This window comes from Rhizobium sophoriradicis (assembly GCF_025200795.1).
Lineage (GTDB): Bacteria > Pseudomonadota > Alphaproteobacteria > Rhizobiales > Rhizobiaceae > Rhizobium > Rhizobium sophoriradicis.
This window is the reverse complement of the sequence record NZ_CP104152.1, coordinates 3,767,915-3,790,873: the sequence shown is the minus strand read 5'-3', so window position 1 is coordinate 3,790,873 and position 22,959 is coordinate 3,767,915. Positions and strand designations below refer to the sequence as shown.

The following is a 22,959-nucleotide window of genomic DNA, read 5'->3' as shown; positions in this document are numbered from 1 at the left end:
CCGCCCCTTGTCGCCGGTCCTATTCGTGCTTTTTCGCCTGTTTGGCAAGGGGGTGATGCGTCTGGACGAGCTGCTGCAGCCTCTCTTCGAGCACATGTGTGTAGATCTGTGTGGTCGAAATGTCCGAATGGCCGAGGAGTTCCTGCACGACGCGCAGGTCGGCGCCGTTGGCGAGCAGATGGCTGGCAAAGGCGTGGCGCATGACGTGCGGCGAGATCAGCGACGGCGTCAGGCCGGCGCGGATCGCCAGGTTCTTCAGGTCTCGCGCAAAAACCTGACGCGGCAGATAGCCCTCCTTCGAGGCGGCCGGAAACAGCCAGGGGCTTTCCTGCGGCTCCTTTGCCGCGGCATTTTCGGCAGCCAGCAGGCCGCCGTAGGATTTCAAAGCTCTGATCGCCGAGAGCGACAACGGCACCAGCCGCTCCTTGTTGCCCTTGCCGCGGATCATCAGGAAGCGGCCCTCCTGGTCGAGGACGCGGGCGGGAAGCGAGACCAGTTCGCTGACACGCATGCCGGTGGCATAGAGCAGTTCCAGCAGCGCCAGCATGCGCAGGCGCTGCAACTGGCCCGGGGCCGGGTCGTCGGCCTCGGCCTGCGCCTGCGACAGCAGCCTGCCGACCTCCTCGACCCCCATCGTCTTCGGCAGCGGCCGGCCTTTCTTCGGCGCGTCGAGCACGCCTGTAGGATCGTCAGTGCGAATGCCTTCGGCGTAGAGGAACTTATAGAACTGCCGCATGGCCGCGAGCCGGCGTGCCTGCGAGGAGGGCTTGAAACCCTGGCTGGCGAGCGAGGCGAGATAGGCGGAAAGATCGGTGGAGGCGGCTTCGGTCAACCTTATGCTGCGGCCGTTCAGGAAGGACCTGATGTCATCGAGGTCGCGCTCATAGGATTGCAGCGTGTTAACGGCGGCACCGCGTTCGGCGCTCATCATTTCCAGGAAGGATTCCACATGGGCGCGGCCGAGATCCCTCATGTCTCTCACTTCCCGATGGTGTCGATCGTGCCCGTCGGCGGCGGATTGACCCGCTCGGACGGAATGCGGATCGTCACGTCGCGCGGCTCGGGCTCCACGAAGGTCGCAAGCGCCCACATCGCTCCGTAAACCGTCCCGGCGAGGATCGCGCAGACGAACAGAAAACGGAACAGGGTCGGCATCCGGCAACTCCTTCATGCTCTGCTTCTGTTATAAGAAGCGTATCTGACAGCGCAAGAAGCGGTATTCAAGCGATGATTCCCTTGACCGCGACTTGACGCTCCACCTGCATTTGTCGATACGGTTTGCAAACAAAGTGTGAATGGACCGATGAGTGAACCACTGCTGACCGTTGCTGACAGCCTGAAAGACAGAGCTCGCGCCGCGCTCGGTTCACGCAATCTGATCCTCGTCGGCCTGATGGGTGCGGGAAAATCCGCCGTCGGGCGCATTGTCGCCAGCCAACTCGGCATTCCCTTCATCGACAGCGATCACGAAATCGAGCGGGTGTCGCGCATGACGATCGCCGAACTATTCGCGGCCTATGGTGAGGACGAGTTCCGGGCGCTGGAAACGCGGGTCATGAAGCGTCTGCTGAAGAGCGGTCCGCGCGTCGTCTCCACCGGCGGCGGCGCCTTCGTCAACGAGCGGACGCGCAGGCATATCAAGAGGGGCGGCCTTTCGGTCTGGCTGAAGGCGGATCTCGAGGTGCTCTGGGAACGGGTCAACAAACGCGACACGCGGCCGCTGCTCAAGACCGAAAATCCGAAGCAGACGCTCGAAAACCTCATGAACGCACGGTATCCGATCTACGCTCAGGCTGATCTTACCGTGCTCTCGCGCGACGTGCGCAAGGAAATCATGGCCGACGAGGTGCTGAAGGCGATGGTCGAAGCTCAGAAGGAAAGTACAGCGTCATGAATGCGATAAGCTCCGCCTCGGCCGTCCAGACCGTGCATGTGCCCCTCGGCGAGCGCGCCTACGACATCCTGATCGGGCCGGGGCTGATTGCCCGGGCCGGCGCCGAGATCGCTTTGCGCCTCAAGGGCCGCAAGGCGGCTGTCATCAGCGACGAACATGTCGCGCCGCTCTATCTCGACGCCCTCGTTGCCAGCCTCGATGCGGCGGGCATCGCCTCGGCTGCGGTCGTGTTGCCGGCCGGCGAGAAGACGAAGAGTTTCGAACATCTGATGACGGCCTGCGACAAGGTGCTGGAAGCCCGCATCGAGCGCAACGACTGCGTCATCGCGCTCGGCGGCGGCGTCATCGGCGACCTCTCGGGGTTTGCGGCTGGCATCGTGCGTCGCGGCGTGCGCTTCGTGCAGGTGCCGACCTCGCTGCTGGCGCAGGTCGATTCCTCCGTCGGCGGCAAGACTGGCATCAATTCCCGCCACGGCAAAAACCTGATCGGCGTCTTCCATCAGCCGGACCTCGTCCTGGCCGACACCGACGTGCTGAACACGCTGAGCGAACGGGAATTCCGCGCCGGTTACGCCGAGGTGGCGAAATACGGGCTGATCGATAAGCCGGATTTCTTCGCTTGGCTGGAAGCGAACTGGAAGGCGGTTTTTACAGGTGGTTCCGCGCGCATCGAAGCGATCGCCACAAGCTGCCAGGCAAAGGCCGATGTCGTCGTCGCCGACGAGCGCGAGAACGGCCAAAGGGCATTGCTCAATCTCGGCCACACCTTCGGCCATGCGCTGGAAGCGGCGACCGCCTATGACAGCCGCCGCCTTGTGCACGGCGAGGGCGTTTCGATCGGCATGGTGCTGGCGCATGAATTCTCCGCACGGATGAACCTCGCAAGCCCCGACGATGCGCGCCGCGTCGCGCGGCATCTGCAGGCGGTCGGCTTGCCGACCAGGATGTCCGAAATTCCGGGCGAGCTGCCGCCGGCTGAGGTGCTGATGGAGGCGATCGCGCAGGACAAGAAGGTCAAGGGCGGCAAGCTCACCTTCATCCTGACGCGCGGCATCGGCCAGTCCTTCGTCGCCCACGACGTTCCGGCCTCCGAGGTGATCAGCTTTCTCCGGGAAAAACATCCCTGATGACGGTCGAAGGCGCTCTGGCATTTCTCACGACATATTGGCCGGAGATCCTTTCGATCACCGCGCTCGTGCTGACGTCCGCCTTCTTTTCCGGCTCGGAAACCGCACTGACCGCCGTGTCGCGCAGTCGCATCCATACGCTTGAGGTCAACGGCGACGAGCGGGCCGGCCTCGTCCGCCAGCTGATCGAGCGGCGCGACCGGCTGATCGGCGCGATGCTGATCGGCAACAATCTCGCCAATATCCTGTCCTCGTCGATCGCCACCAGCCTGTTTCTCGGGCTGTTCGGCAGTTCCGGCGTGGCGCTGGCGACGCTGGCGATGACCGTCATCCTGGTCATTTTCGCGGAAGTGCTGCCGAAGAGCTGGGCGATATCGGCGCCCGAGCGCTTCGCCCTCGCCGTCGCGCTTCCGACCAGGCTTTTCGTCACCGTCGTCGGTCCGATTTCCTCCTTTGTCAACGGCATCGTGCGGCGGATTCTTGCGCTGTTCGGCATCAATCTCTCGCGGGAGGTCTCGATGCTGACGGCCCATGAGGAATTGCGCGGCGCCGTCGATCTGCTGCATCGCGAGGGGTCGGTGGTGAAGGCCGACCGCGATCGCCTCGGCGGCGTGCTCGATCTCGGCGAGCTGGAACTGTCTGATATCATGGTCCACCGCACGAAGATGCGGGCGATCAATGCCGACGATCCGCCGGAGGCGGTGGTGCGCGCCATCCTCGAAAGCCCTTATACGCGCATGCCGCTGTGGCGAGGCACGATCGACAACATCATCGGTGTCGTTCACGCCAAGGATCTCTTGCGGGCGCTGGCCGAGCCAAACATGGAGCCGCAGAATCTCGATATCGTCAAGATCGCGCAGAAGCCGTGGTTCGTGCCCGACAGCACCAACCTCGAAGACCAGCTCAATGCCTTCCTGCGCCGCAAACAGCATTTCGCCGTCGTCGTCGACGAATATGGCGAGGTCCAGGGCATCGTCACGCTCGAGGATATTCTCGAGGAAATCGTCGGCGACATTTCCGACGAGCACGACATCGAGATTCAGGGCGTGCGCCAGGAGGCGGATGGTTCGGTCGTCGTCGATGGCGGCGTGCCGATCCGCGACCTGAATCGTGCGCTCGATTGGAACCTGCCTGACGAGGAGGCGACGACGATCGCGGGCCTCGTCATCCATGAATCGATGACCATTCCGGAAGAGCGCCAGGCCTTCACCTTTTATGGCAAACGTTTTGTCGTCATGAAGCGGGAGAAGAACCGCATCACCAAGCTGCGCATCCGTCCCGCCGGGGAAGACGGCGCAAAGCCGGCCTGATCCCGCTTGGATCGCCGGCGACCATTCCCCATATAGGCGCTGCTACCATCGCGTCGCCTCGCCCGGTGCTGCCGGTTCGACGGCCAGCGCATGGAGGCCGGCATCGAGCTCCGGTTTCAGCAGATCCGTGATGGCGCGGTGGCGCGCCAGCCGCGACAGGCCGGCAAATTTCGCCGAAACGATCCTCACCCGCATGTGGGTTTCGCCGGTGCCTGTGATATCGGGCTGATGGCCGGCGTGCAGGTGGCTTTCGTCGGTGACGCTCAGGCGTTCGGGCGCGAAGGCTTCGACAAGTTTTTCTTCGATGCGGGTCCTGAGGGTCATCATCCGGTCTTGCTGTTGGGCGAAAGGGGTTCCCACCAAGCCAGCAACATTCCCATTTGTCAATTCTTGTTGTCGCCTTCCGACAGCCCCATAATTAGCGCCGCCATGAGACTTGATTCCAAATATTTCGATCGCATCCGAACACGCCGCAAACGCGAGCAGGACGCAGAGCAGGCGCCGCCTACCTGCCAGTGGGACGGCTGCGACAAGAAAGGTTCGCATCGCGCTCCTGTCGGACGCAATGCGGAAGGCCAGTTCTTTTTGTTCTGTTTCGAGCACGTCAAGGAATACAACAAGGGCTACAATTATTTTTCCGGCCTTTCGGACGGCGAGATCGCCCGATATCAGAAAGAGGCGATCACCGGCCATCGGCCGACATGGACCGTCGGCGTCAACAAGTCGGCGAAGGACAGTCCGCTGCATTCGGAAGTCCGCTCCGGCGCCTATACCCGCGTTCGCGATCCCTTCGGTTTCGTCAAGGAAGGCGGCAAGGGCAGCGGCCCGCGTTTTCCCCAGGCGCGCAAGCTGAAGTCGCTGGAAAGCAAGGCTTTCGATACGATGGGGCTGCACGCCAATGCGACGTCGGCGGAGATCAAGAGCCGCTATAAGGAGCTGGTCAAGAAGCACCATCCGGATGCCAATGGCGGCGACCGCGGCTCGGAGGAGCGCTTCCGCGCCGTCATCCAGGCCTATCAATTGTTGAAGCAGAACGGTTTTTGTTAATTCCCGTCCTTGCTCTTAGGCTTCAATCGGGTATGGTCCAAATCGGCTGAGGCCGCAGGCAAACGCGGCTCCTATTTGCGTGTTTACCCATCGCCTCCGCCGACCTTCCGGACGCGGCGTTTCTTGTCCGGGACTCTTTCAAGAATGCTCGCAAGCGGACATCATCCCGCCGAGGTTTCGTTTCAGTCCCGGAGAAGTATCGCCGACGTTCCGACCTGGACGGGCGCGGAGATAATCGCGGCGTCACGGTTGCGACATGGCCTGAGACAGTATGGCCGGGTGGCATCACCCGCCTTGGAGACATGATGAGCAAGATCGACCTGGATATATCTGAACTGCCCGACACCACCGTTTCGGTTCGCGAGACCTTCGGCATCGATTCGGACATCCGCGTCCCCGCCTACAGCAAGGGCGACGCCTATGTGCCGGACCTCGATCCCGACTATCTGTTCGACCGCGACACGACGCTCGCCATTCTCGCAGGCTTTGCCCATAACCGACGCGTGATGATCTCCGGCTATCACGGCACCGGCAAGTCCTCGCATATCGAACAGGTGGCGGCACGGCTTAACTGGCCCTGCGTGCGCATCAACCTCGACAGCCATGTCAGCCGTATCGATCTCGTCGGTAAGGACGCCATCGTCGTCAAGGACGGGCTGCAGGTCACCGAATTCAAAGACGGTATCCTGCCCTGGGCCTATCAGCACAATGTCGCGCTCGTCTTCGACGAATATGATGCAGGCCGTCCCGACGTGATGTTCGTCATCCAGCGCGTGCTCGAATCCTCCGGCCGCCTGACGCTGCTCGACCAGAGCCGCGTCATCCGGCCGCACCCGGCTTTCCGCCTGTTTGCGACCGCCAATACGATCGGCCTCGGCGATACCACAGGCCTTTATCACGGCACGCAGCAGATCAACCAGGCGCAGATGGACCGCTGGTCGATCGTCACGACGCTGAACTACCTGCCGCACGATCACGAAGTGAATATCGTCGCCGCCAAGGTGAAGAGCTTCGGCAAGGACAGGGAAGGCCGCGAGACCGTGTCGAAGATGGTGCGGGTTGCCGACCTGACGCGTGCCGCCTTCATGAACGGCGACCTCTCCACCGTGATGAGCCCGCGCACGGTCATTACCTGGGCTGAGAACGCCGAGATCTTCGGTGATCTCGCCTTTGCCTTCCGCACCACCTTCCTCAACAAGTGCGACGAGTTGGAGCGGCCGCTGGTCGCCGAGCATTATCAGCGGGCCTTCGGCGTCGAGCTGAAGGAAAGCGCCGCCAACATCGTTCTCGGAGCCTGAGACCGACCGATCATGGCAGCTCGCGGTGACAATTCGAAAGCAAAGCCTGGTGCGCCCGTCGATGTCGAGCCGTTGCGTCGGGCGATATCCGGCTGCGTGCGCTCGATCGCCGGCGACGGCGATGTCGAGGTGACCTTCGCCAACGAACGGCCGGGTATGACCGGCGAGCGCATCCGTCTGCCGGAGCTTTCCAAGCGGCCGACGGCGCATGAGCTGGCGGTCACCCGCGGGCTCGGCGATTCCATGGCGCTGCGGCTGGCCTGCCATGACGAGAAGGTGCATACGACGATGGCGCCGCAGGGCTCGGACGCCCGGGTGATCTTCGATGCGGTCGAGCAGGCGCGTGTCGAATCGATCGGTGCGCTGCGCATGGAAGGGGTGGCGTCGAACCTGCGCTCGATGACGGAAGAGAAATATTCCAAGGCGAATTTCACCGGTATCGAACGCCAGGAAGATGCCCCGATCGGCGAAGCCGTCGCCATGATGGTGCGCGAGAAGCTGACCGGCCAGCGGCCGCCAGCCTCCGCCGGCAAGGTGCTCGACCTCTGGCGCGGCTTCATCGAGGACAAGGCGGGCTCCGAACTCGACAACCTGTCGGGCGCGATCAACGACCAGCAGGCCTTCGCCAAGGTGATCCGCAACATGCTGTCGGCCATGGAGATGGCCGAGGAATACGGCGACGACGACAGCCAAGCCGACAACGACGATCAGTCGGAGCAGGAAGACCAGCCGAGCGGCGACGAGCAGGATCAGGACGAGGTCGACGAGGATGCCGGCACCGAGGCCGCCCCGGTCGAAGACAGTGAAGTCGCCGACGAACAGATGGAGGACGGCGAGACCGAAGGCGCCGAAATCTCCGACGACGACATGATGGAAGAGGGCGAGGACGATTCGGAAACGCCGGGCGAGACCCGCCGCCCGAACACGCCCTTCGCCGATTTCAACGAGAAGGTCGATTATCACGTCTATACCGAAGAGTTCGACGAGATTATCACCGCCGAGGAACTCTGCGACGCCGCCGAGCTGGAGCGCCTGCGCGCCTTCCTCGACAAGCAGCTGGCGCATCTGCAGGGCGCCGTCGGCCGCCTCGCCAACCGGCTGCAGCGCCGCCTGATGGCGCAGCAGAACCGCTCCTGGGATTTCGACCTGGAGGAAGGTTATCTCGATCCAGCCCGGCTGCAGCGCATCATCATCGATCCGATGCAGGCGCTCTCCTTCAAGATGGAGCGCGACACGCAGTTCCGCGATACGGTTGTCACCCTGCTCATCGACAATTCCGGCTCGATGCGCGGCCGGCCGATCACGGTTGCCGCCACCTGCGCCGACATTCTTGCCCGCACGCTAGAGCGCTGCGGCGTCAAGGTCGAGATCCTCGGCTTTACGACAAAGGCCTGGAAGGGCGGGCAGGCGCGGGAAAGCTGGCTTGCCGGCGGCAAGCCGCAGACGCCGGGCCGCCTCAACGACCTGCGCCATATCGTCTACAAATCGGCCGATGCGCCGTGGCGGCGGGCGCGCGCCAATCTCGGGCTGATGATGCGCGAGGGTCTGCTCAAGGAAAATATCGACGGCGAGGCGCTGATCTGGGCGCATAACCGCCTGCTCGCGCGGCGTGAACAGCGCCGCATCTTGATGATGATCTCGGACGGGGCGCCGGTGGACGATTCGACCCTGTCGGTCAATCCCGGCAATTATCTCGAACGGCATTTGCGTGCCGTCATCGAGCGGATCGAGACCCGTTCACCGGTGGAATTGCTGGCGATCGGTATCGGTCACGATGTGACGCGCTACTACCGCCGGGCCGTGACGATCGTCGACGCCGACGAGCTTGCGGGTGCGATGACCGAGCAGCTTGCCTCGCTCTTCGAAGATCAATCCGTCCAGCCGCGCGGCGGCCGGCTGCGCCGTGCCGGCTGACGCCGCTTCAGGGAAATCGCCGGAATGACAGGCAAGCGCCTCTGCCGTGCGGCCTCGATCGCTCTCTGCGTCGCAACAGGCGCTTGCCCCTCATGGGCGGTCGATGAAGTGCCGGTCATTAGCCGGCAAATATCGGATTTCAGGATCGGCTCTTCGGAGACCAAATTCGGATCGCTGGAATTTCTTGGCGGCCTGGAGATGGTTTCCGGCAAGGCGCTGTTCGGCTCGCTTTCCTCCATCCGCTTCCGGCCGGACCAGAAGCATTTCGTGGTCGTGCTCGATACCGGCCAGTGGCTGACCGGCAGCATCGAGCGCGATGCCAAGGGCAAGCTTTGGGGCGTTTCGGATGTCGAGATCACCCCGATGAAGAACCGCGCCGGGCGTAGCTTCGAGGGTAAGGGCCATATGGATGCCGAGGGCCTGGCGCTCGACGGCGATCGGATCCTGGTCTCCTTCGAGCAGGATCATCGCGTCGATGTCTATCCCGATCCGGGCTTTGCCGAATCGCCGGCGGTCGGCACCCTGCCGCTCCTCATTCCGCGCAAGATGCTGAAGGACAATCGCGGTATCGAGACGATTGCTGTCGCGCCCTCATCGAGCCCGCTCAAGGGCGGTGTGGTCATCGTCTCCGAACGCGGCCTCGACAGCGAGGGCAACCGGGTGGCGGCGGTCCTCAGCGGACCGCTGAAGGGGCGCTTCGCGGTGGCGCGGGACGGGAGTTTCGACGTCACCGACGGCGCCTTCCTGCCGAACGGCGATCTGCTGCTGCTCGAGCGCCGCTTCAATATGGCCGAAGGCATCGGCATGCGCCTTCGACGCATCAAGGGCGCCGATATCAGGCCGGGAGCCGTGGTCGAGGGCGAATTGCTGCTCGAAGGCAATTTCAATTCGCAGATCGACAATATGGAGGGTCTCGATGCTTTTCGGGCGGCCGACGGCACGACCCATATCATTCTGGTGTCGGACGATAATCATTCCATTCTGCAGCGCAATCTGATGCTGGAATTCCGGCTTGACGATGAGCCGCAATTGCTCGGATCGTCAGATTGACGTCACATGCCTCGGTTATCCCGCTGGCGGTATCGCAGAAGCGGCGGTTTCGGAGGAAAATCATGGTGCATATTCATGTCATGGGTGCGTCCGGTTCCGGCACCACGTCGCTCGGCCGTGCGCTTTCCGAAAAGCTGGATATCGCTCATCTCGACACCGACGATTTCTTCTGGCTGCCGACCGATCCGCCGTTCACGACGCCGCGGGATGCCGGCGAGCGCATAAGGCTGTTGCTCGAGGAGACGCGGCGGCCCGGCGGCTGGATTCTTTCCGGATCGGCGCTGAAATGGGGCAGGCCGCTCGAGCCGCTCTACGATCTGATCGTGTTCCTCAGGATCGAGCCGGAGCTTCGCATGGCGCGAATCCGTGCGCGCGAGGCGGCTCGATACGGAGACAGGATCGGGCTCGGCGGCGACATGGAAGCCAAAAGCGGAGAATTCCTGGCATGGGCAGCAAGCTACGATACGGCCGGCCCCGAGCGCCGCAGCCTCGCGGCGCATGAGCAATGGCTGGAAACGCAGACCGCGCCGGTGCTGCGGCTCGATTCGTCGCGAGACATCGACGACCTGCTCGCAGAGGTTCTTCTGCACCCCGCCATCGCCGCCGGTGCGGTCCGGCGGCGTCGGTGAACTTCTCCGGCGTGTTCAGCTGGCGCGGGCGGGCTGCATCGGCCGCAGCACGTTCATCAGCGCGCCATAGGGCAGCAGCATGACGAGGCCGACGATCATCTTGACGGCGAAATCGCCGATCGCCCAGGAGATCCAGCGCGGAGCTTCTGCTGCGAAGACGCCGAGGATGGGCGCCGATTCGAGCGCGAAAGGATCGTTCGGTCCGAGGACGACGAAAAACGCGGCGAAGGACAGCGAGAAGAACATCACCGTATCGAGCGCCGAGCCGATCAGCGAGCCGAGGAGCGGCGCGCGCCACCAGGCTTGGCGGCGAAGGCGGTTGAAAACGGCGATATCGAGCAACTGTCCGGCGAGGTAGGCCGAGCCGGAGGCAATGGCGATACGCGGCACCGAGGTGAAGAAGGAGAGGCTGACGCCGACAACGAAGCCGGCAAAGACCACCTTGCGGGCCGTCTGCGGGCCGAACTGGCGGTTGGTCAGATCGGTGATCAGGAAGGCGACCGGATAGGAAAAGGCGCCCCAGGTCAGGATGTCGGCGAGGTTGATGCCGGCGACTTCGGCGTTCAGCGGAAACTGAACGAGGAAGTTGGAGGCGACGACGACAAGCGTCATCAGCGCGACATAGGCAATGGTATAGCGGGTCTTCAGCATTTTTTTATTCTGGGTGATGCCACCAGTTGGAGAGACGATCCGGCAAAGCAAAAGGCTTGTCCGGTATCACCCGTTCAAGCCTTTGAAGCCGTATGCAAGAAGGGCAGAAGCTTACGCAGCAACTGCGGCTTCGGCAGTCTTCTTGACGATCTGGCGGCGCAGCAGACGGGCGCGCATCGACAGTTCGTTTTCGCTGGCCTTCAGCAGGAAGGCATCGAGGCCGCCACGATGCTCGACGGAACGAAGAGCAGCAGCCGAAACGCGAAGACGATAACGCTGGTTGAGAGCGTCGGAAATCAGCGTTACCTGGCACAGGTTCGGCAGGAACCGGCGCTTGGTCTTGTTGTTGGCATGGCTGACATTGTTACCAGTCAGGACGGCCTTGCCGGTCAATTCGCACACGCGGGACATGGAACACCTATTCTTGTTTTTCTCGGGCCATCGGATTGCCATCCCCGGCAAAACCGGGCTCGCAATCCAACAGGCATGATTGGAAAGTTGCGGTTCTATAGTCAGAGAGCCTGCTCGCGTCAAGCCAAACCTTGGCCTTTCCCGCAATTCTGTCAAAAAGCTGCTGTTTTCTTCCCTTCAAGGCAGGAGTATAGAGCGTGTCGGCAAGGACTGCCGCGCGGTTGGACAAGGCTACACACATGGCTCATTCGGGCAGACGCATTTTCATTTCGGCCATCGCCGCGCTCCTTGCCATACCGGCAGCGGCGGCCGAGATCCAGCACCGGACGGTATACCGGGTGACGCTTGCCGGCCTGCCGATCGCGCGCGCCGCGTTCCTGACGCAGATCGAGGACGATCATTCTTACAAAATCGCCGGCGATATCAAATCGGCCGGCCTTGCCAATCTCGTCAAGACTATCTCGGCAAAGACCAGCGTCACCGGCGTCGTGCGCAATGATCGGCTGCAGGCGTTGAAATATTCGCTCTATTATAAGAGCGGCAAGAAGGCCCGCGTCTACGAGGTCAGCTACCGCAACGGCGATATCATCTCGGCGACGACGACCCCACCGCCGAAGCGGCCGAAGAACTGGATCGACGTCACGCCGCGCGACATGCGCTCGGTGCTCGACCCGATCTCCGGCCTGGTCTTCACCGGCGACACCAAGGTCTGCTCGCAGACGCTGCCGATCTTCGATGGCGAGACGCGCATGGATCTGGTGCTCTCGCCGAAGGGCGACGAGGATTTTTCCACCGACGGCTTCAAGGGCAAGGCGGTTGTCTGCGGCGTCCGCTTCGTGCCGCGCTCGGGCTACAAGAAGGGCCGCAAGGACATTGACTATCTGAGCAAAAGCGACCGCATGGAAATCTGGTTTGCCAAGTCGGACGCTGCAAATGTATATGCTCCTGTTTATGTGCGCATTCCAACCGAATATGGAATGGTGACGATCACTGCCGTCAAATATGGCAGCGTCAGCTGACGGAGCATTCGCCTCCGTGAAGGGGGACAGGTGAAACTTCGCGCGACGCTGATCGGTTTTACGGCCATTCTGATGTGGTCGTTCCTGGCGCTGTTTACGGCTGCTTCGGGCAAGATGCCGCCGTTCCAGCTTTCGGCCATCTGTTTTGCGATCGGCAGCGTCCCCGGCCTCGTCGTGCTTATTCTCAACCCGTCGCGGCTGACGCTGCTGAAGCAGCCGGCAAAGGTGTGGCTCACCGGCATTGCCGGGCTCTTCGGCTACCATTTCCTCTATTTCACCGCGCTCAGGAACGCGCCGGCGGTGGAGGCGGGGCTGATCGCCTATCTCTGGCCGCTGCTGATCGTCGTCGGCTCGGCGCTGCTGCCGGGCGAACGGCTGCGCTGGTATCACGTGGCGGGCGCGCTGGCCGGGCTTTACGGCACCTTCCTGATCGTCGGCCGCAACGGCATCGATTTCGACGGCGCCTATGCCGTCGGTTACGGCGCCGCCTTCCTCTGCGCCTTCACTTGGTCGGGCTATTCCCTGTTGACGCGGCGCTTCGAGGCCGTCTCCACCGACGTCGTCACCGGCTTCTGCCTTGCGACATCAATCCTGTCGTTGTTCTGCCATCTCGGCCTGGAAGTGACCGTCTGGCCGGCAACGGGCTTCGAGTGGATCGCCGTCATCGGGCTCGGGCTTTTGCCCGTCGGCGCAGCCTTTTACGCCTGGGATTACGGCGTCAAGAACGGCGATATCCAGATCCTCGGCGCGGCAAGTTATGCAGCACCCCTGCTTTCGACGCTGATCCTGACGCTGTTCGGATTTGCCGAGCCGAGCTGGCGTATCGCGCTCGCCTGCCTGCTCGTCACCGGCGGGGCGGTACTGGCCGCCCAGGAGATGTTCCGTCGCAAGTCCCGGCTGCGGCCGGCCGCGGCGAAATAGGGTTCAGCCGCCGGGCTTCCAGCCGGGTGGGGCCATTTCGAAGCTTGCAAATACGAAACCGGGCGAAACGGTGCAGCCGACCAGGGTGAAATCGCCAAGGGTTTCCGCCGATTGCCACCAATTGGCGGGAATGACCGCTTGCGGCCGCTCGCCGGCGATCAGATTCGGTCCGAGCGTCAGGGTCTCGCTTGCCGCCCCATCCTGAGAGCGGTGCAGCGCCAGCGGCGCGCCGGCGTAATAATGCCAAATCTCGGCGGCGTCGTGGACGCGATGCCAGTGCGAGCGCTGCCCGCTGGTCAGGAGGTAATAGATCGCGGTCGAATGTCCGCGCTCTCCGCCCGCCGCATCGCGGAATGTCTCGACGTACCAACCGCCTTCCGGATGCGGCTGCAAGCCAAGTTGCCGGACAATGTCCTCGGGCGACATCAGAAATTGTCCTTGCGCTTGCGGATTTCGGCGAAGACTTCCTCGTTCGTCTTGCCCTCCATGATCAGGTTGCGGCGGATGGCCGGATCGCCGGCGCGCAGGAATGGATTGGTTTCCTTTTCCAGTCCCAGTGTCGTCGGAATGGTGAATTTGCCCTCGGCGCGCAAAGCCTCGATCTCGGCGGCGCGGCTCTTCAGGCGTTCGTTGTCGGGATCGACCGTCAGCGCGAAGCGGGCGTTAGAGAGCGTATATTCATGGCCGAAATAGATGGCCGTCTCATCCGGCAGCACGGCAAGTTTCTGCAGCGAATGCCACATGTCGGCGGCTGGGCGCTCGAACAGACGGCCGCAGCCGAGAGCAAACAGCGTGTCGGCGGCAAAAAGCAGCTTGTCATCGACGAAGTGATAGCAGATGTGGCCGGCGGTGTGGCCCGGCGTCTCGATCACGTGGACCGTGTGGTTGCCGAAGAGGAACCTGTCGCCATCCGCCATCGTCCGGTCGAGGCCGGGAATGGCAACGGCCTCGTTGATCGGGCCGATGATTTCACAGCTGAACTGCTCCTTCAGCGCCAGATTGGCGGCGACGTGATCGGTGTGATGATGGGTGGTAAAGATATGCGTGATCTTCCAGCCGCGCCGTGTCGCCGCTTCCAGGATCGGCGCCTCCTCCGGCGCATCGATCGCCGCGGTAAATCCCGTCTCCGGATCGTGCACGAGAACGCCGAAATTATCGGTGCGGCAGAGAAAAACGTCTAATTCCAAAGGTTTCATCGTTCAATAATCCTTTGTCATGCGAGTCTCGCGGGAATGTAGAGGTTCCGGCCTTGAAGTCCAACCGCCCGCTGATAACATTTATCGCAATGCACGCCGATATCGTCGACCTACGTCAGTTCTATCATTCCGACCTCGGGCGTTTTGCCGAGCAGTCGATCGCCATGGCGCTGTCGTCGCTCTGGGTGCGCCTGCCGCAGGAGCGCTTGGTCGGTCTCGGTTATGCCGTGCCCTTCCTCGATCGATTCCAAGCCGATACCGAACGCACCTTCGCCTTCATGCCGGCCGGACAGGGCGCAGTGAACTGGCCGATGGGCTCGCTGTCGTCGACGACGCTGATTTTCGATGAGGAACTGCCGCTGCCGGATTCCTCGATCGACCGGGTGTTGATGGTGCATTCGCTGGAATTTGCCGAAAGCCCGCGCGAGACGCTGAAGGAACTCTGGCGGGTGCTGGCGCCGGGCGGACGGCTGGTCATCGTCGTGCCGAACCGGCGTGGCGTCTGGGCGCGCATGGAGCATACGCCCTTCGGTTCGGGCCGGCCCTATTCGCGCGGTCAGCTGACGCATCTGCTGCGCGAGACGAATTTCACGCCCGGCGCGACTGCCGAAGCGCTGTTCTTTCCGCCCTCGAAACTCAGGACCATCCTGCGGCTTCGCCGCGCCTTCGAGCGGATCGGCCGGACGCTGTGGCCAGCCTTTTCGGGCGTCATCATCGTCGAGGCGCAGAAGCGGCTCTATCAGGGACTGCCGGTGGCGGCACGGGCGTCGCGCCGCGTCTTCGTACCGGTGCTCGCACCCCACGGCGTGCCGACGGCGCGCAACCGGTGACCCCGTTCCGGGCTCTCGACAAGAACCGCATTCCGCTTTAATGCCACTTGGTCATTTTCCGGAAAATCCAAGGTCGACCCATGAGCGTTGAGATCAGCAAGCCCGTTCCGCGTCCCGGTATTCTCGATATTGCATCCTATGTGCCGGGCAAGGAACATGCGCCGGGTGTTGCCCGAGTCTACAAGCTCTCTTCCAACGAAACGCCGCTCGGCGCCAGCCCGAAAGCGATCGAGGCCGTCAAGGCCGCTGCCGATAATCTCGGACGGTATCCCGACGGACAGGCTATCGAACTGCGCGAGGCGATCGCCGCCGTGCACGGCCTCAATCCGGCAAACATCCTCTGCGGCAACGGTTCGGACGAACTGCTCGGCCTGCTCTGCCATGTCTATCTCGGCCCGGGCGACGAAGGCATCATCACCGAGCACGGCTTCCTCGTCTACAAGATCCAGATCATGGGCACGGGTGCCACGCCCGTCGTCGTCAAGGAAAAGGACTACACCGTCGATGTCGACGCGATTTTGGCCGGGGTGACGGAAAGGACGAGGATCGTCTTCATCGCCAATCCCGGCAATCCCACCGGCACTTATGTTCCGGTCAGCGAAATCCGCCGCCTGCAGGCAAGCCTGCCGAAACACGTCGTCCTCGTGCTCGATGCGGCTTACGCCGAATATGTGCGCCGCAACGACTACGAAGCCGGCATCGAGGTGGTGTCTTCCAGCTCCAACGTGGTGATGACCCGCACCTTTTCGAAGGCCTACGGTCTGGCGGCGCTGCGCGTCGGCTGGATGTACGCGCCGGCCGAGATCGTCGACGCGGTGAACCGCGTCCGCGCGCCGTTCAACCTGAATGCGGCGGCGATCGCTGCCGGTGCCGCGGCCATCCGCGACCAGGCTTTCGTCCAGCAGGCCGTCTCCTACAACCAGATGTGGGTGGGAACGCTGACGGAGGCGCTGGAAGCGATCGGGCTGAAAGTCACGCCTTCGGTCGCCAATTTCGTCCTCATCCATTTCCCCGAGATCGATGGCAAGCGTGCCGCCGATGCGGACGAACTACTGACGAGCCGCGGTTACATCCTGCGAGCCGTGCGCAGCTACGGCTTTTCCAATGCGCTGCGCATGAGCATCGGTCCTGAAGAGGCCAATCGCGGCGTCATCGCAGCACTCCGCGAATTCATGGGACGTCAGGCATGAGCGTGCTGTTTGACCGAATCGCGCTGATCGGCATCGGCCTGATCGGATCTTCGCTCGCCCACGACATTCGCCGGCTCGGGCTGACGAAAGAGATCGTCGTCGCCACACGCAGCGCCGGTACGCTGAAGCGTGCCGAAGAGCTTGGCCTCGGCGATCGCTATACGACCTCTTCGGCAGAGGCCGTCAAGCATGCCGACCTCATCATCGTTTCGGTGCCGGTCGGTGCTTCGGAAAGCGTGGCGAAGGAAATCGCCGGCAACCTCCAGCCCGGCGCAATCGTCACCGATGTCGGCTCCACCAAGGCGTCCGTCATCGCGCAGATGCAGCCGCATATGCCTGAGAATGTACATTTCATCCCCGGCCATCCGCTGGCCGGCACGGAAAAGTCCGGTCCCGATGCCGGCTTTCCCGGCCTCTTCGAAGGCCGCTGGTGCATCTTCACGCCGGTCGCGGAAACCGACGAGACGGCGCTGAAGCGGCTGCGCGGCTTTTGGGAGGCGCTCGGCTCGAAGGTCGACGAGATGGATGCGGAACATCACGACAAGGTGCTGGCGATCGTCTCGCACCTGCCGCATATCATCGCCTACAACATCGTCGGCACCGCCGACGATCTGGAGACGGTGACGGAATCGGAAGTCATCAAATATTCCGCCTCCGGCTTTCGCGACTTCACCCGTCTCGCCGCCTCCGACCCGACGATGTGGCGCGATGTCTGCCTGCACAATCGCGATGCCATCCTTGAAATGCTGGCACGCTTCTCGGAGGATCTCGCCTATCTGCAGCGGGCGATCCGCTGGGGTGAGGGCGACAAGATCTTCGAACTTTTCACCCGCACGCGCGCCATCCGCCGCTCGATCGTCCAGGCCGGCCAGGACGTCGATGCCCCCGATTTCGGCCGCCCCCATCCGCTGGACAAGAAGTAGCCGCGCGATGGTGGAGGTGGTCAGCGCGACCCAGGCGGATATCGATTGGCTGGTGCGCGAAGATGCCAATGCCGGCAAGGCATGGATATCGCGATGCGTGGCGCTCGGCGAATATCTCGTCGCCAAGGAGGCCGGCGAGATCGTTGGCTTCCTGCGCTTCTCGCGCTTCTGGGGCAGGGTTCCCTATATGGAAATGATCCGTATCCAGACTGCCCGTCGCCGGTCGGGTGTCGGCACGGCGCTGTTTCTTGCCTGGGAACAGGCGATGCGTGCCGAGGGCGCCCGCATGCTGATGACATCGAGCGAATGCGACGAGAGCCGGCCGCAGGACTGGCATCACCGCAACGGATTTATCGAAACCGGCGCCATCGAGCTGCCCGGTCTGCAATCGGTGCCCGAGGTTTTCTTCATCAAGCACATCGGCTGAAAGGCGAGCCTCTCAGATCGGCGGTATCCGGCCGAGCGGGATGAAGCCGCTGACGGTGGCGTTGCCATGATCGACAACGAGATCGACCGACACCTTATCCTTGCCGCCGGCAAGCGATTTCAAGAGCTTGGTCGCCGTGTTGACGGTCGATGCAATGTCCGGGAAGGTCTGCTTCAGGCTGTCGCCCCATGGTCCGAGCCGTTCGATCTCCAGCTTGAATTTTCCCGACAGGAAACCCTGTTCGTCGAAGGAGAAGGGACCGGTCAGCGTCATGACCTTGCCGTCCCCGATGTCGGCGACGATGCGGCGCAGCTCGCCGGCTGCGCCATTGAGGCCATTCGGGTCGCTGCCGTCGATCAGGCCGGCCTTGCCGGTAACGGTGAGATCGATGCTGGCGGAGAGTTTCGGGAAGACCTGGGGCCAGTCCGTGATTGCGGTATTCGCATCCTGCACGGAGATCGCGCCGTCGAGATCGGCGCCGTTCTGGCGCAGATGGATTTCCGTACGGGCGGCATCGAAGCTTACGGTCTGGCCGGTGAAGGAAGAGACCGCCGTCGCCTTTAGGCCCTCGATGAGGATCGAGCTGCGGTCGATGCCCTTCAGTCTGGTCGCCAGGCTCGACTGCAGGTTCGCCCACTGGGCCGAGATCGAGAGGCCGTTGCTGGTGCGGATCTCGGCCGGGGAATCGAGTTCCCAGACGATATTGCCGGGCGCATAGACCTGGGCTGCCGAGCGCAGGGCGCCGAAGGTGGCGGAGACGCCGTTGACACTGTCGTCGACATCGACCTTGGAGCAGAACAGGCCGATGCGGAAGGGATAGCCGCGGAATTCGATATCGGAGCATTCGCCGCTGACGCCCGCCTGATCGCGCGGCGCGATCGCTTTCAGCACCGTGGTCTTCAACGCCGATGCCGCATAGAACCAGCCGCCGGTATAAAGCGCGATCACCAGGAGAATGCCTCCGCCCAGCAACCAGAATTTCTTGCCGCTGCTGGATTGACCGCTGCCGGATCGGCTTGACGCTGCCATGATGTTCTCCAATGGTGAATCGCGAATGTGATTCCGGTCTGGCGTGCGATATGGACGAATTTTGGGTGTTTGGCTACGGCTCGCTGATGTGGAATCCGGGCTTTGAGTTTCTGGAACGGGCAGAAGCCCTGGTGCATGGTTACAGGCGTTCGCTCTGTGTCCGGTCCTTCGTTCATCGCGGAACGCGCGACAATCCGGGCCTCGTCCTCGGCCTCGACAGGGGCGGCGCCTGCCGCGGCATGGCCTTCCGGATTGCGCCGGACAGATGGGATGAGGTGATCGAGTATCTCCGCGCCCGCGAACTTGTCACCAATGTCTATCTGGAACGCCGGGTCCGGCTGCAGTTCGCCGGCGGTCGCAGGACGCAGGCGGTGACCTATGTCGCTGATCGCGACCACGAGCAATATGCCGGCACGCTTGACACGCTCGCGGCGGCACGGGTGGTGAACGAGGCCAGCGGCCAGTCCGGTCCGAATGATGCCTATGTCTTCAACACGCTTGCGCATCTGAGGCAGATGGGCATTCGCGATCAGTGGTTAGAGCAGGTCGTCAACGAGGTGGAACGGCTGCGGGCTGCCTGATCGGTGTCGATATAAGGAATCAGGCAGCAACTCAAAGTGTTACAGCGTCCTTGTAATTTCAGGCCGTCGCCGCCTTCACTTTGCGTAGCTCGGTCAACCTGGCGATCGCTGTCGGCGGCAGCGGCAGATGCGGATTCCGTTCGATGGTGTCGAGCAAGAGCTCGTCGCTTGCCCGTTCGGTCACCTCGATCAGGTGGGCGAAGAAGGCGTCCGGATCCATTCCCGGCATGATCGGCGGCAGGATTCTCACCTTGAAATGGCCGGGATAACGGCGGATGCTCCGCCGCGGCCAGAACAGGCCGGGATGCATGGCGACCGGCACGACGGGAATGCCAAGGTCGCGGTACATGCGGGCGATGCCGTATTTATAGACCGGCTCGGCGCCTGGCGGGCGGCGGGTGCCCTCGGGATAGATGATGAGCTGGCGGCCGGTCGAAAGCTCTTCCCTCGTGCGCTTCAACACGTCCACCATCACCTTGCCGCGGGCACCGCGATCGACCGGGATCATGCGCTGCTTTTTCGCATACCAACCGAAGAGCGGAATCCACATCAGCTCGCGCTTCAGGATGTAGACCGGGTCCTTGAGCCTGGGCAGCAGCGCATAGGTGTCCCAGAAGGACTGGTGTTTCGGCGCCAGGATGTAGCTGCCGTCAGGCAGGTTCTCCAGTCCCTCGACCTCGAAGGTCGTGCCCACGATCACGCGCATCAGCCAGTGATTGGAGCGCGCCCAGTTCTTCGGGATTTCATAGGCGGTAAGCCGCGGCACCACGAAATAATAGGGCGAGAGCACGATCATCCGGATGATGAGATTGGCATAGAAGATCGTGTTGAAGAGGACGGAACGCAGGGCGATCATGAAATTTTCCCGAGGCATGCTCACGCGACCGGCCTACACGATATTGCCCGTCTTAAAAAGCGTTTGATGCCATCCGAATGTAAAACCTAGTCTGAGGCGGATACGCTGGCCGAGCGCAATCCGGTATGACGGCCGAAGCCGGTGATGTTGCGGGCGCCGGCCAGCAGCACCTTCAGATATTCGGCCAGCATGACGCGCATCGCGTTCGGATCGGTGAACCAGTTGCGGGTCTTCAGATCCGAGTTGACCACGGGATAGGGGATGAACTCGATGTCGGGATCGACATAGGAGAGCTCGGCGAGGGTGCGCGGCATATGGTAATTGTTGGTGACGACCAGCACGCTTCTGTATCCCTTGGCATGGATCCAGTTGGAGGTTTCCTCGGCATTGCCGATCGTGTCTATCGCATCATGACCGATATCGACGCAGCAGGAGAAAAGATCGGCCGAGCCCTGCGTCATCTTGCGGATCTGAGCCGGCGTCGTCGTCGGGTGGACGCCGGAGATCAGGAGCCGCTTGCCGGCACCCTTCTGCAACAGTTCCACGGCCTGGTCGATGCGCTGGTAGCCCCCTGTCAGCACGACGATCGCGTCCGCCTTCGGTTCGACCGGGGGCTTAAGCGTCGTCACGGAATCGGCAAAGCGCAGGAAGCCGCCGAACAACAGGGCGATCGCCAGGACGCAACCAAAGCCGCCCCAGCGCAGCAGGCGGCGTATCGGGCCGCGTCGCGGCGGCAGGCCCGCCGGGCGATCAAGCTCCGGATCCTGCCGAATCGGGTTGCGTGTCGTATGGCCCATGGTCATGAATCGTGATTATACGCTGATTACGGCGTGGAACAGACGCTTTAATGACAAAACGACATGGTCACGATCAACTTGCGATGCCGTCGGTGCGCGTCGGGTCCGAGCGCAATGTATCGATTTCATAGATCGTCCGCATGACGGTCAGCCGCGCGGTGACGGTCGTTAGCAGCGCGATAACGATCATGGTCGCGAAGATGCCGGCATAACCGAGTACGCCGACGGAAAAGGTGCCGAACAGCGCGGTTGCCTGATCCGTTTCTGGCGTCGCCAGGGTACGGCTTTGCCAAAAGCCGGCGGTGGCGAAGAAAAGAGCGGCAAGGGCGCTGCCGACCGCCGAGCCCTTGAGGCTGATCTTCAGGAAATGCTTCTGGAATTCGGTGGCGACGAAGGAGCTTTCGGCGCCGACGAAATGCAGCACTTCGACGATGTGTCGGTTGCCCGACAGCGCGCCGCGCGTGGCGAAGACGACGGTCAGCACCATTGCCGAAAAGACCAGCAGCAGGACGCCGGTGCCGATCAGCACCGTCGTGTGCGCCATGGACACCAGCCGGTCGACCCAGGTGCGGTGATCGTCGAGGCTCGCCTGCGGGATGCTGTCCTTCAGGAGGCCGCGCATTGCATCGAAATCGGGCGGGTTGCTCTCGTCGATGGTGATGACGACGAGCCGGGGGACGGGCAGATCCTTGAGGTCGAGGCCGGGGCCGAGCCAGGGTTCGAGCAGACGGGCGGTGGCTGCCTCGTCGACGATCTGGCCGCTCTTCGTGCCGACGAACGTCAGCGCCAGGTCGCGCGCCTGCGTCAGCGCCTTCTCCATGTCGAGATTGTCGTCAGGCTTGATCTGGATGGTGATCTCGCGGGAGATCTGGCTTTCCCAGCTTGCTGCCGTCGAACGCACCATGCTGACGCCGCCGAGCGTCAGGCAGGCGAGAAAAGCCATGATCGATATCACTACCATCAGGGCGTTGCCCTGAATGTTGGACGGCGGCAGGATCGGCGCAGTCGGGCGCACGCGCATTTCCGGCCGCTTCTGCTGGGCCTGGGCCGGCGTCTTCTCCCGGTTGCTGGATGGGGGCTCAGTCATAGAATATCGAGATGCCCTTCCGAAAGGATCATGCGGCGGGCCTCCACCTGCTCCATAAGCGCCAGATCGTGGGTAGCGATCACGACCGCCGTGCCGAGCCGGTTGAGCTCAAGGAACAGATTGAGCAGGCGCCGGGCCATCGGCGGGTCGACATTGCCGGTGGGCTCGTCGGCCAGCAGGACTTCCGGCCGGTCCATCAGCGCCCGGGCGATGGCGGCGCGCTGCTTCTCGCCGCCGGAGAGCACCGGCGGCAGCACGTTGATGCGTTCGCCAAGGCCGACCCATTTCAACAGTTCCAGGACGTCGGTCTTGTAGGAGCTTTCCTCCTTGCCGCGCACCCGTAAGGGCAAAGCGACATTCTCATAAGTGGTGAGATGATCGAGCAGGCGGAAATCCTGGAAGACGATGCCGACGCGCCGGCGCAGCAGCGGCAACTCGGGACGGGGAATTTCGGAAATGTCCCGCCCGAACATGCGGATCAGACCGCGCGTCGGCTGCAGCGACATGAAGAGCAGCCGCAGCAGCGATGTCTTGCCAGCGCCGGACGGGCCGGTCAGGAACTGAAAGGATTTCTTCGGAATGTCGAAGGTCAGGTCCCGGAGGATTTCCGGGCCCATGCCGTAGCGCAAACCGACATTCTCGAAGTGAATCAACGGGCAGCTCAGTCTGTTCTTGGTTTCACCGTGCGACTTGTTAACCAACACCGTTAACAGCCGGTAAATTTTGCCGGAAAGACGCCCGTTTGATGGCGATCTTTGCGAAGCATTAACCA

General features: G+C 62.6%; 27 protein-coding genes. 15 read left to right on the top strand and 12 right to left on the bottom strand.

What is annotated here, in order from left to right:
• Positions 1-19: 19 nt before the first annotated feature.
• Positions 20-973, bottom strand: coding sequence for a site-specific tyrosine recombinase XerD (xerD, locus tag N2597_RS18605; RefSeq protein ID WP_183598561.1), 954 nt, complete (start codon positions 971-973; stop codon positions 20-22).
• A gap of 5 nt (positions 974-978) precedes the next feature.
• The gene (locus tag N2597_RS18600) at positions 979-1,155 is read right to left on the bottom strand and encodes a hypothetical protein (protein WP_183598559.1); all 177 of its coding nucleotides are present in this window, start codon (positions 1,153-1,155) and stop codon (positions 979-981) included.
• A gap of 148 nt (positions 1,156-1,303) precedes the next feature.
• On the opposite strand from N2597_RS18600, the gene N2597_RS18595 reads away from it, so the two are divergent.
• From N2597_RS18595 to N2597_RS18585, 3 genes are read left to right on the top strand one after another with little or no spacing between them, the layout of a single operon-like run.
• Complete coding sequence (locus N2597_RS18595; protein ID WP_183598557.1) at positions 1,304-1,894, top strand: shikimate kinase; 591 nt, start codon at positions 1,304-1,306, stop codon at positions 1,892-1,894.
• Positions 1,891-3,021 carry a 3-dehydroquinate synthase gene (aroB, locus tag N2597_RS18590; RefSeq protein ID WP_183598555.1) on the top strand — a complete coding sequence of 377 codons (1,131 nt, stop codon included), beginning with the start codon at positions 1,891-1,893 and terminating at the stop codon, positions 3,019-3,021. The genes N2597_RS18595 and aroB overlap by 4 nt, the downstream gene beginning before the upstream one ends.
• Positions 3,021-4,331 carry an HlyC/CorC family transporter gene (locus tag N2597_RS18585; RefSeq protein ID WP_039622521.1) on the top strand — a complete coding sequence of 437 codons (1,311 nt, stop codon included), beginning with the start codon at positions 3,021-3,023 and terminating at the stop codon, positions 4,329-4,331. The genes aroB and N2597_RS18585 overlap by 1 nt, the downstream gene beginning before the upstream one ends.
• Positions 4,332-4,373: 42 nt before the next feature.
• On the opposite strand, the gene N2597_RS18580 is transcribed toward N2597_RS18585, so the two are convergent.
• Positions 4,374-4,658: a BolA family protein gene (locus tag N2597_RS18580; RefSeq protein ID WP_183598553.1), complete on the bottom strand. Its 285-nt coding sequence runs from the start codon at positions 4,656-4,658 to the stop codon at positions 4,374-4,376.
• 102 nt (positions 4,659-4,760) lie between these two features.
• On the opposite strand from N2597_RS18580, the gene N2597_RS18575 reads away from it, so the two are divergent.
• The 5 genes from N2597_RS18575 (at position 4,761) to N2597_RS18555 (ending at position 10,269) form a co-directional block, all read left to right on the top strand.
• Complete coding sequence (locus N2597_RS18575; protein WP_096771518.1) at positions 4,761-5,378, top strand: J domain-containing protein; 618 nt, start codon at positions 4,761-4,763, stop codon at positions 5,376-5,378.
• Between the two features lie 305 nt (positions 5,379-5,683).
• Complete coding sequence (cobS, locus tag N2597_RS18570; protein ID WP_004679595.1) at positions 5,684-6,676, top strand: cobaltochelatase subunit CobS; 993 nt, start codon at positions 5,684-5,686, stop codon at positions 6,674-6,676.
• A gap of 12 nt (positions 6,677-6,688) precedes the next feature.
• Positions 6,689-8,590: a cobaltochelatase subunit CobT gene (gene cobT / locus N2597_RS18565; protein WP_183598551.1), complete on the top strand. Its 1,902-nt coding sequence runs from the start codon at positions 6,689-6,691 to the stop codon at positions 8,588-8,590.
• A 24-nt stretch (positions 8,591-8,614) separates the two neighbouring features.
• Entirely contained in the window at positions 8,615-9,640 is a 1,026-nt protein-coding gene (locus tag N2597_RS18560; RefSeq protein WP_096761994.1) for an esterase-like activity of phytase family protein, read from the top strand.
• Between the two features lie 62 nt (positions 9,641-9,702).
• On the top strand, positions 9,703-10,269 hold the full coding sequence (locus N2597_RS18555) for an ATP-binding protein (protein ID WP_096761993.1): 567 nt from the start codon (positions 9,703-9,705) through the stop codon (positions 10,267-10,269).
• 15 nt (positions 10,270-10,284) lie between these two features.
• Here N2597_RS18555 and N2597_RS18550 read toward each other — a convergent pair whose 3' ends face one another.
• Both N2597_RS18550 and rpmB read right to left on the bottom strand, forming a co-directional pair.
• Complete coding sequence (locus tag N2597_RS18550) at positions 10,285-10,920, bottom strand: VUT family protein (protein ID WP_039622513.1); 636 nt, start codon at positions 10,918-10,920, stop codon at positions 10,285-10,287.
• A gap of 111 nt (positions 10,921-11,031) precedes the next feature.
• Entirely contained in the window at positions 11,032-11,331 is a 300-nt protein-coding gene (gene rpmB / locus N2597_RS18545) for a 50S ribosomal protein L28 (protein WP_004679586.1), read from the bottom strand.
• Between the two features lie 239 nt (positions 11,332-11,570).
• Between rpmB and N2597_RS18540 the strand changes: the two genes are divergently transcribed.
• A complete protein-coding gene (locus N2597_RS18540; RefSeq protein ID WP_039622511.1) occupies positions 11,571-12,350 on the top strand; it encodes a DUF3108 domain-containing protein in 780 nt (259 codons plus the stop codon).
• A 30-nt stretch (positions 12,351-12,380) separates the two neighbouring features.
• A complete protein-coding gene (yddG, locus tag N2597_RS18535; RefSeq protein WP_096761991.1) occupies positions 12,381-13,271 on the top strand; it encodes an aromatic amino acid exporter YddG in 891 nt (296 codons plus the stop codon).
• Between the two features lie 3 nt (positions 13,272-13,274).
• On the opposite strand, the gene N2597_RS18530 is transcribed toward yddG, so the two are convergent.
• Together N2597_RS18530 and gloB are read right to left on the bottom strand one after the other, a co-directional pair.
• A complete protein-coding gene (locus tag N2597_RS18530; RefSeq protein ID WP_077992034.1) occupies positions 13,275-13,697 on the bottom strand; it encodes a cupin domain-containing protein in 423 nt (140 codons plus the stop codon).
• The gene (gloB, locus tag N2597_RS18525) at positions 13,697-14,467 is read right to left on the bottom strand and encodes a hydroxyacylglutathione hydrolase (RefSeq protein WP_183598549.1); all 771 of its coding nucleotides are present in this window, start codon (positions 14,465-14,467) and stop codon (positions 13,697-13,699) included. Before gloB ends, N2597_RS18530 begins: the two co-directional genes overlap by 1 nt.
• A gap of 53 nt (positions 14,468-14,520) precedes the next feature.
• On the opposite strand from gloB, the gene N2597_RS18520 reads away from it, so the two are divergent.
• The 4 genes from N2597_RS18520 (at position 14,521) to N2597_RS18505 (ending at position 17,837) form a co-directional block, all read left to right on the top strand.
• Positions 14,521-15,297 carry a class I SAM-dependent methyltransferase gene (locus tag N2597_RS18520; protein WP_038691615.1) on the top strand — a complete coding sequence of 259 codons (777 nt, stop codon included), beginning with the start codon at positions 14,521-14,523 and terminating at the stop codon, positions 15,295-15,297.
• 80 nt (positions 15,298-15,377) lie between these two features.
• On the top strand, positions 15,378-16,487 hold the full coding sequence (gene hisC, locus N2597_RS18515; RefSeq protein WP_183598548.1) for a histidinol-phosphate transaminase: 1,110 nt from the start codon (positions 15,378-15,380) through the stop codon (positions 16,485-16,487).
• The gene (locus N2597_RS18510; RefSeq protein WP_183598546.1) at positions 16,484-17,410 is read left to right on the top strand and encodes a prephenate/arogenate dehydrogenase family protein; all 927 of its coding nucleotides are present in this window, start codon (positions 16,484-16,486) and stop codon (positions 17,408-17,410) included. The genes hisC and N2597_RS18510 overlap by 4 nt, the downstream gene beginning before the upstream one ends.
• Positions 17,411-17,417: 7 nt before the next feature.
• Complete coding sequence (locus tag N2597_RS18505) at positions 17,418-17,837, top strand: GNAT family N-acetyltransferase (RefSeq protein WP_183598544.1); 420 nt, start codon at positions 17,418-17,420, stop codon at positions 17,835-17,837.
• Positions 17,838-17,849: 12 nt separating this feature from the next.
• Here N2597_RS18505 and N2597_RS18500 read toward each other — a convergent pair whose 3' ends face one another.
• The gene (locus N2597_RS18500) at positions 17,850-18,866 is read right to left on the bottom strand and encodes a DUF2125 domain-containing protein (RefSeq protein ID WP_096771513.1); all 1,017 of its coding nucleotides are present in this window, start codon (positions 18,864-18,866) and stop codon (positions 17,850-17,852) included.
• Between the two features lie 50 nt (positions 18,867-18,916).
• Between N2597_RS18500 and N2597_RS18495 the strand changes: the two genes are divergently transcribed.
• A complete protein-coding gene (locus N2597_RS18495) occupies positions 18,917-19,447 on the top strand; it encodes a gamma-glutamylcyclotransferase (RefSeq protein ID WP_039623548.1) in 531 nt (176 codons plus the stop codon).
• A gap of 58 nt (positions 19,448-19,505) precedes the next feature.
• On the opposite strand, the gene N2597_RS18490 is transcribed toward N2597_RS18495, so the two are convergent.
• From N2597_RS18490 to ftsE, 4 genes are all read right to left on the bottom strand, one after another.
• A complete protein-coding gene (locus N2597_RS18490) occupies positions 19,506-20,303 on the bottom strand; it encodes a lysophospholipid acyltransferase family protein (protein ID WP_183598542.1) in 798 nt (265 codons plus the stop codon).
• Positions 20,304-20,389: 86 nt separating this feature from the next.
• Positions 20,390-21,106, bottom strand: a complete 717-nt coding sequence (locus tag N2597_RS18485) for a YdcF family protein (protein WP_170961493.1) — start codon at positions 21,104-21,106, stop codon at positions 20,390-20,392.
• A gap of 67 nt (positions 21,107-21,173) precedes the next feature.
• Positions 21,174-22,187 carry a cell division protein FtsX gene (locus tag N2597_RS18480; RefSeq protein ID WP_077992026.1) on the bottom strand — a complete coding sequence of 338 codons (1,014 nt, stop codon included), beginning with the start codon at positions 22,185-22,187 and terminating at the stop codon, positions 21,174-21,176.
• Positions 22,184-22,840 carry a cell division ATP-binding protein FtsE gene (gene ftsE / locus N2597_RS18475; protein ID WP_183598539.1) on the bottom strand — a complete coding sequence of 219 codons (657 nt, stop codon included), beginning with the start codon at positions 22,838-22,840 and terminating at the stop codon, positions 22,184-22,186. The genes N2597_RS18480 and ftsE overlap by 4 nt, the downstream gene beginning before the upstream one ends.
• Positions 22,841-22,959 lie beyond the last annotated feature (119 nt).

Bases quoted from the DNA above. Each gene is read 5' to 3' on its own strand.
- N2597_RS18560 (WP_096761994.1), top strand. From the start codon at position 8,615: ATGACAGGCAAGCGCCTCTGCCGTGCGGCCTCGATCGCTCTCTGCGTC.
- N2597_RS18505 (WP_183598544.1), top strand. From the start codon at position 17,418: ATGGTGGAGGTGGTCAGCGCGACCCAGGCGGATATCGATTGGCTGGTG.
- N2597_RS18550 (WP_039622513.1), bottom strand. From the start codon at position 10,920: ATGCTGAAGACCCGCTATACCATTGCCTATGTCGCGCTGATGACGCTT.
- N2597_RS18495 (WP_039623548.1), top strand. From the start codon at position 18,917: ATGGACGAATTTTGGGTGTTTGGCTACGGCTCGCTGATGTGGAATCCG.
- N2597_RS18530 (WP_077992034.1), bottom strand. From the start codon at position 13,697: ATGTCGCCCGAGGACATTGTCCGGCAACTTGGCTTGCAGCCGCATCCG.
- N2597_RS18485 (WP_170961493.1), bottom strand. From the start codon at position 21,106: ATGACCATGGGCCATACGACACGCAACCCGATTCGGCAGGATCCGGAG.
- cobT (WP_183598551.1), top strand. From the start codon at position 6,689: ATGGCAGCTCGCGGTGACAATTCGAAAGCAAAGCCTGGTGCGCCCGTC.
- N2597_RS18555 (WP_096761993.1), top strand. From the start codon at position 9,703: ATGGTGCATATTCATGTCATGGGTGCGTCCGGTTCCGGCACCACGTCG.
- N2597_RS18500 (WP_096771513.1), bottom strand. From the start codon at position 18,866: ATGGCAGCGTCAAGCCGATCCGGCAGCGGTCAATCCAGCAGCGGCAAG.
- N2597_RS18490 (WP_183598542.1), bottom strand. From the start codon at position 20,303: ATGATCGCCCTGCGTTCCGTCCTCTTCAACACGATCTTCTATGCCAAT.
- N2597_RS18585 (WP_039622521.1), top strand. From the start codon at position 3,021: ATGACGGTCGAAGGCGCTCTGGCATTTCTCACGACATATTGGCCGGAG.
- hisC (WP_183598548.1), top strand. From the start codon at position 15,378: ATGAGCGTTGAGATCAGCAAGCCCGTTCCGCGTCCCGGTATTCTCGAT.
- N2597_RS18575 (WP_096771518.1), top strand. From the start codon at position 4,761: ATGAGACTTGATTCCAAATATTTCGATCGCATCCGAACACGCCGCAAA.
- N2597_RS18580 (WP_183598553.1), bottom strand. From the start codon at position 4,658: ATGATGACCCTCAGGACCCGCATCGAAGAAAAACTTGTCGAAGCCTTC.
- N2597_RS18600 (WP_183598559.1), bottom strand. From the start codon at position 1,155: ATGCCGACCCTGTTCCGTTTTCTGTTCGTCTGCGCGATCCTCGCCGGG.
- xerD (WP_183598561.1), bottom strand. From the start codon at position 973: ATGAGGGATCTCGGCCGCGCCCATGTGGAATCCTTCCTGGAAATGATG.
- N2597_RS18480 (WP_077992026.1), bottom strand. From the start codon at position 22,187: ATGACTGAGCCCCCATCCAGCAACCGGGAGAAGACGCCGGCCCAGGCC.
- aroB (WP_183598555.1), top strand. From the start codon at position 1,891: ATGAATGCGATAAGCTCCGCCTCGGCCGTCCAGACCGTGCATGTGCCC.
- N2597_RS18510 (WP_183598546.1), top strand. From the start codon at position 16,484: ATGAGCGTGCTGTTTGACCGAATCGCGCTGATCGGCATCGGCCTGATC.
- N2597_RS18595 (WP_183598557.1), top strand. From the start codon at position 1,304: ATGAGTGAACCACTGCTGACCGTTGCTGACAGCCTGAAAGACAGAGCT.
- rpmB (WP_004679586.1), bottom strand. From the start codon at position 11,331: ATGTCCCGCGTGTGCGAATTGACCGGCAAGGCCGTCCTGACTGGTAAC.
- N2597_RS18540 (WP_039622511.1), top strand. From the start codon at position 11,571: ATGGCTCATTCGGGCAGACGCATTTTCATTTCGGCCATCGCCGCGCTC.
- gloB (WP_183598549.1), bottom strand. From the start codon at position 14,467: ATGAAACCTTTGGAATTAGACGTTTTTCTCTGCCGCACCGATAATTTC.
- cobS (WP_004679595.1), top strand. From the start codon at position 5,684: ATGAGCAAGATCGACCTGGATATATCTGAACTGCCCGACACCACCGTT.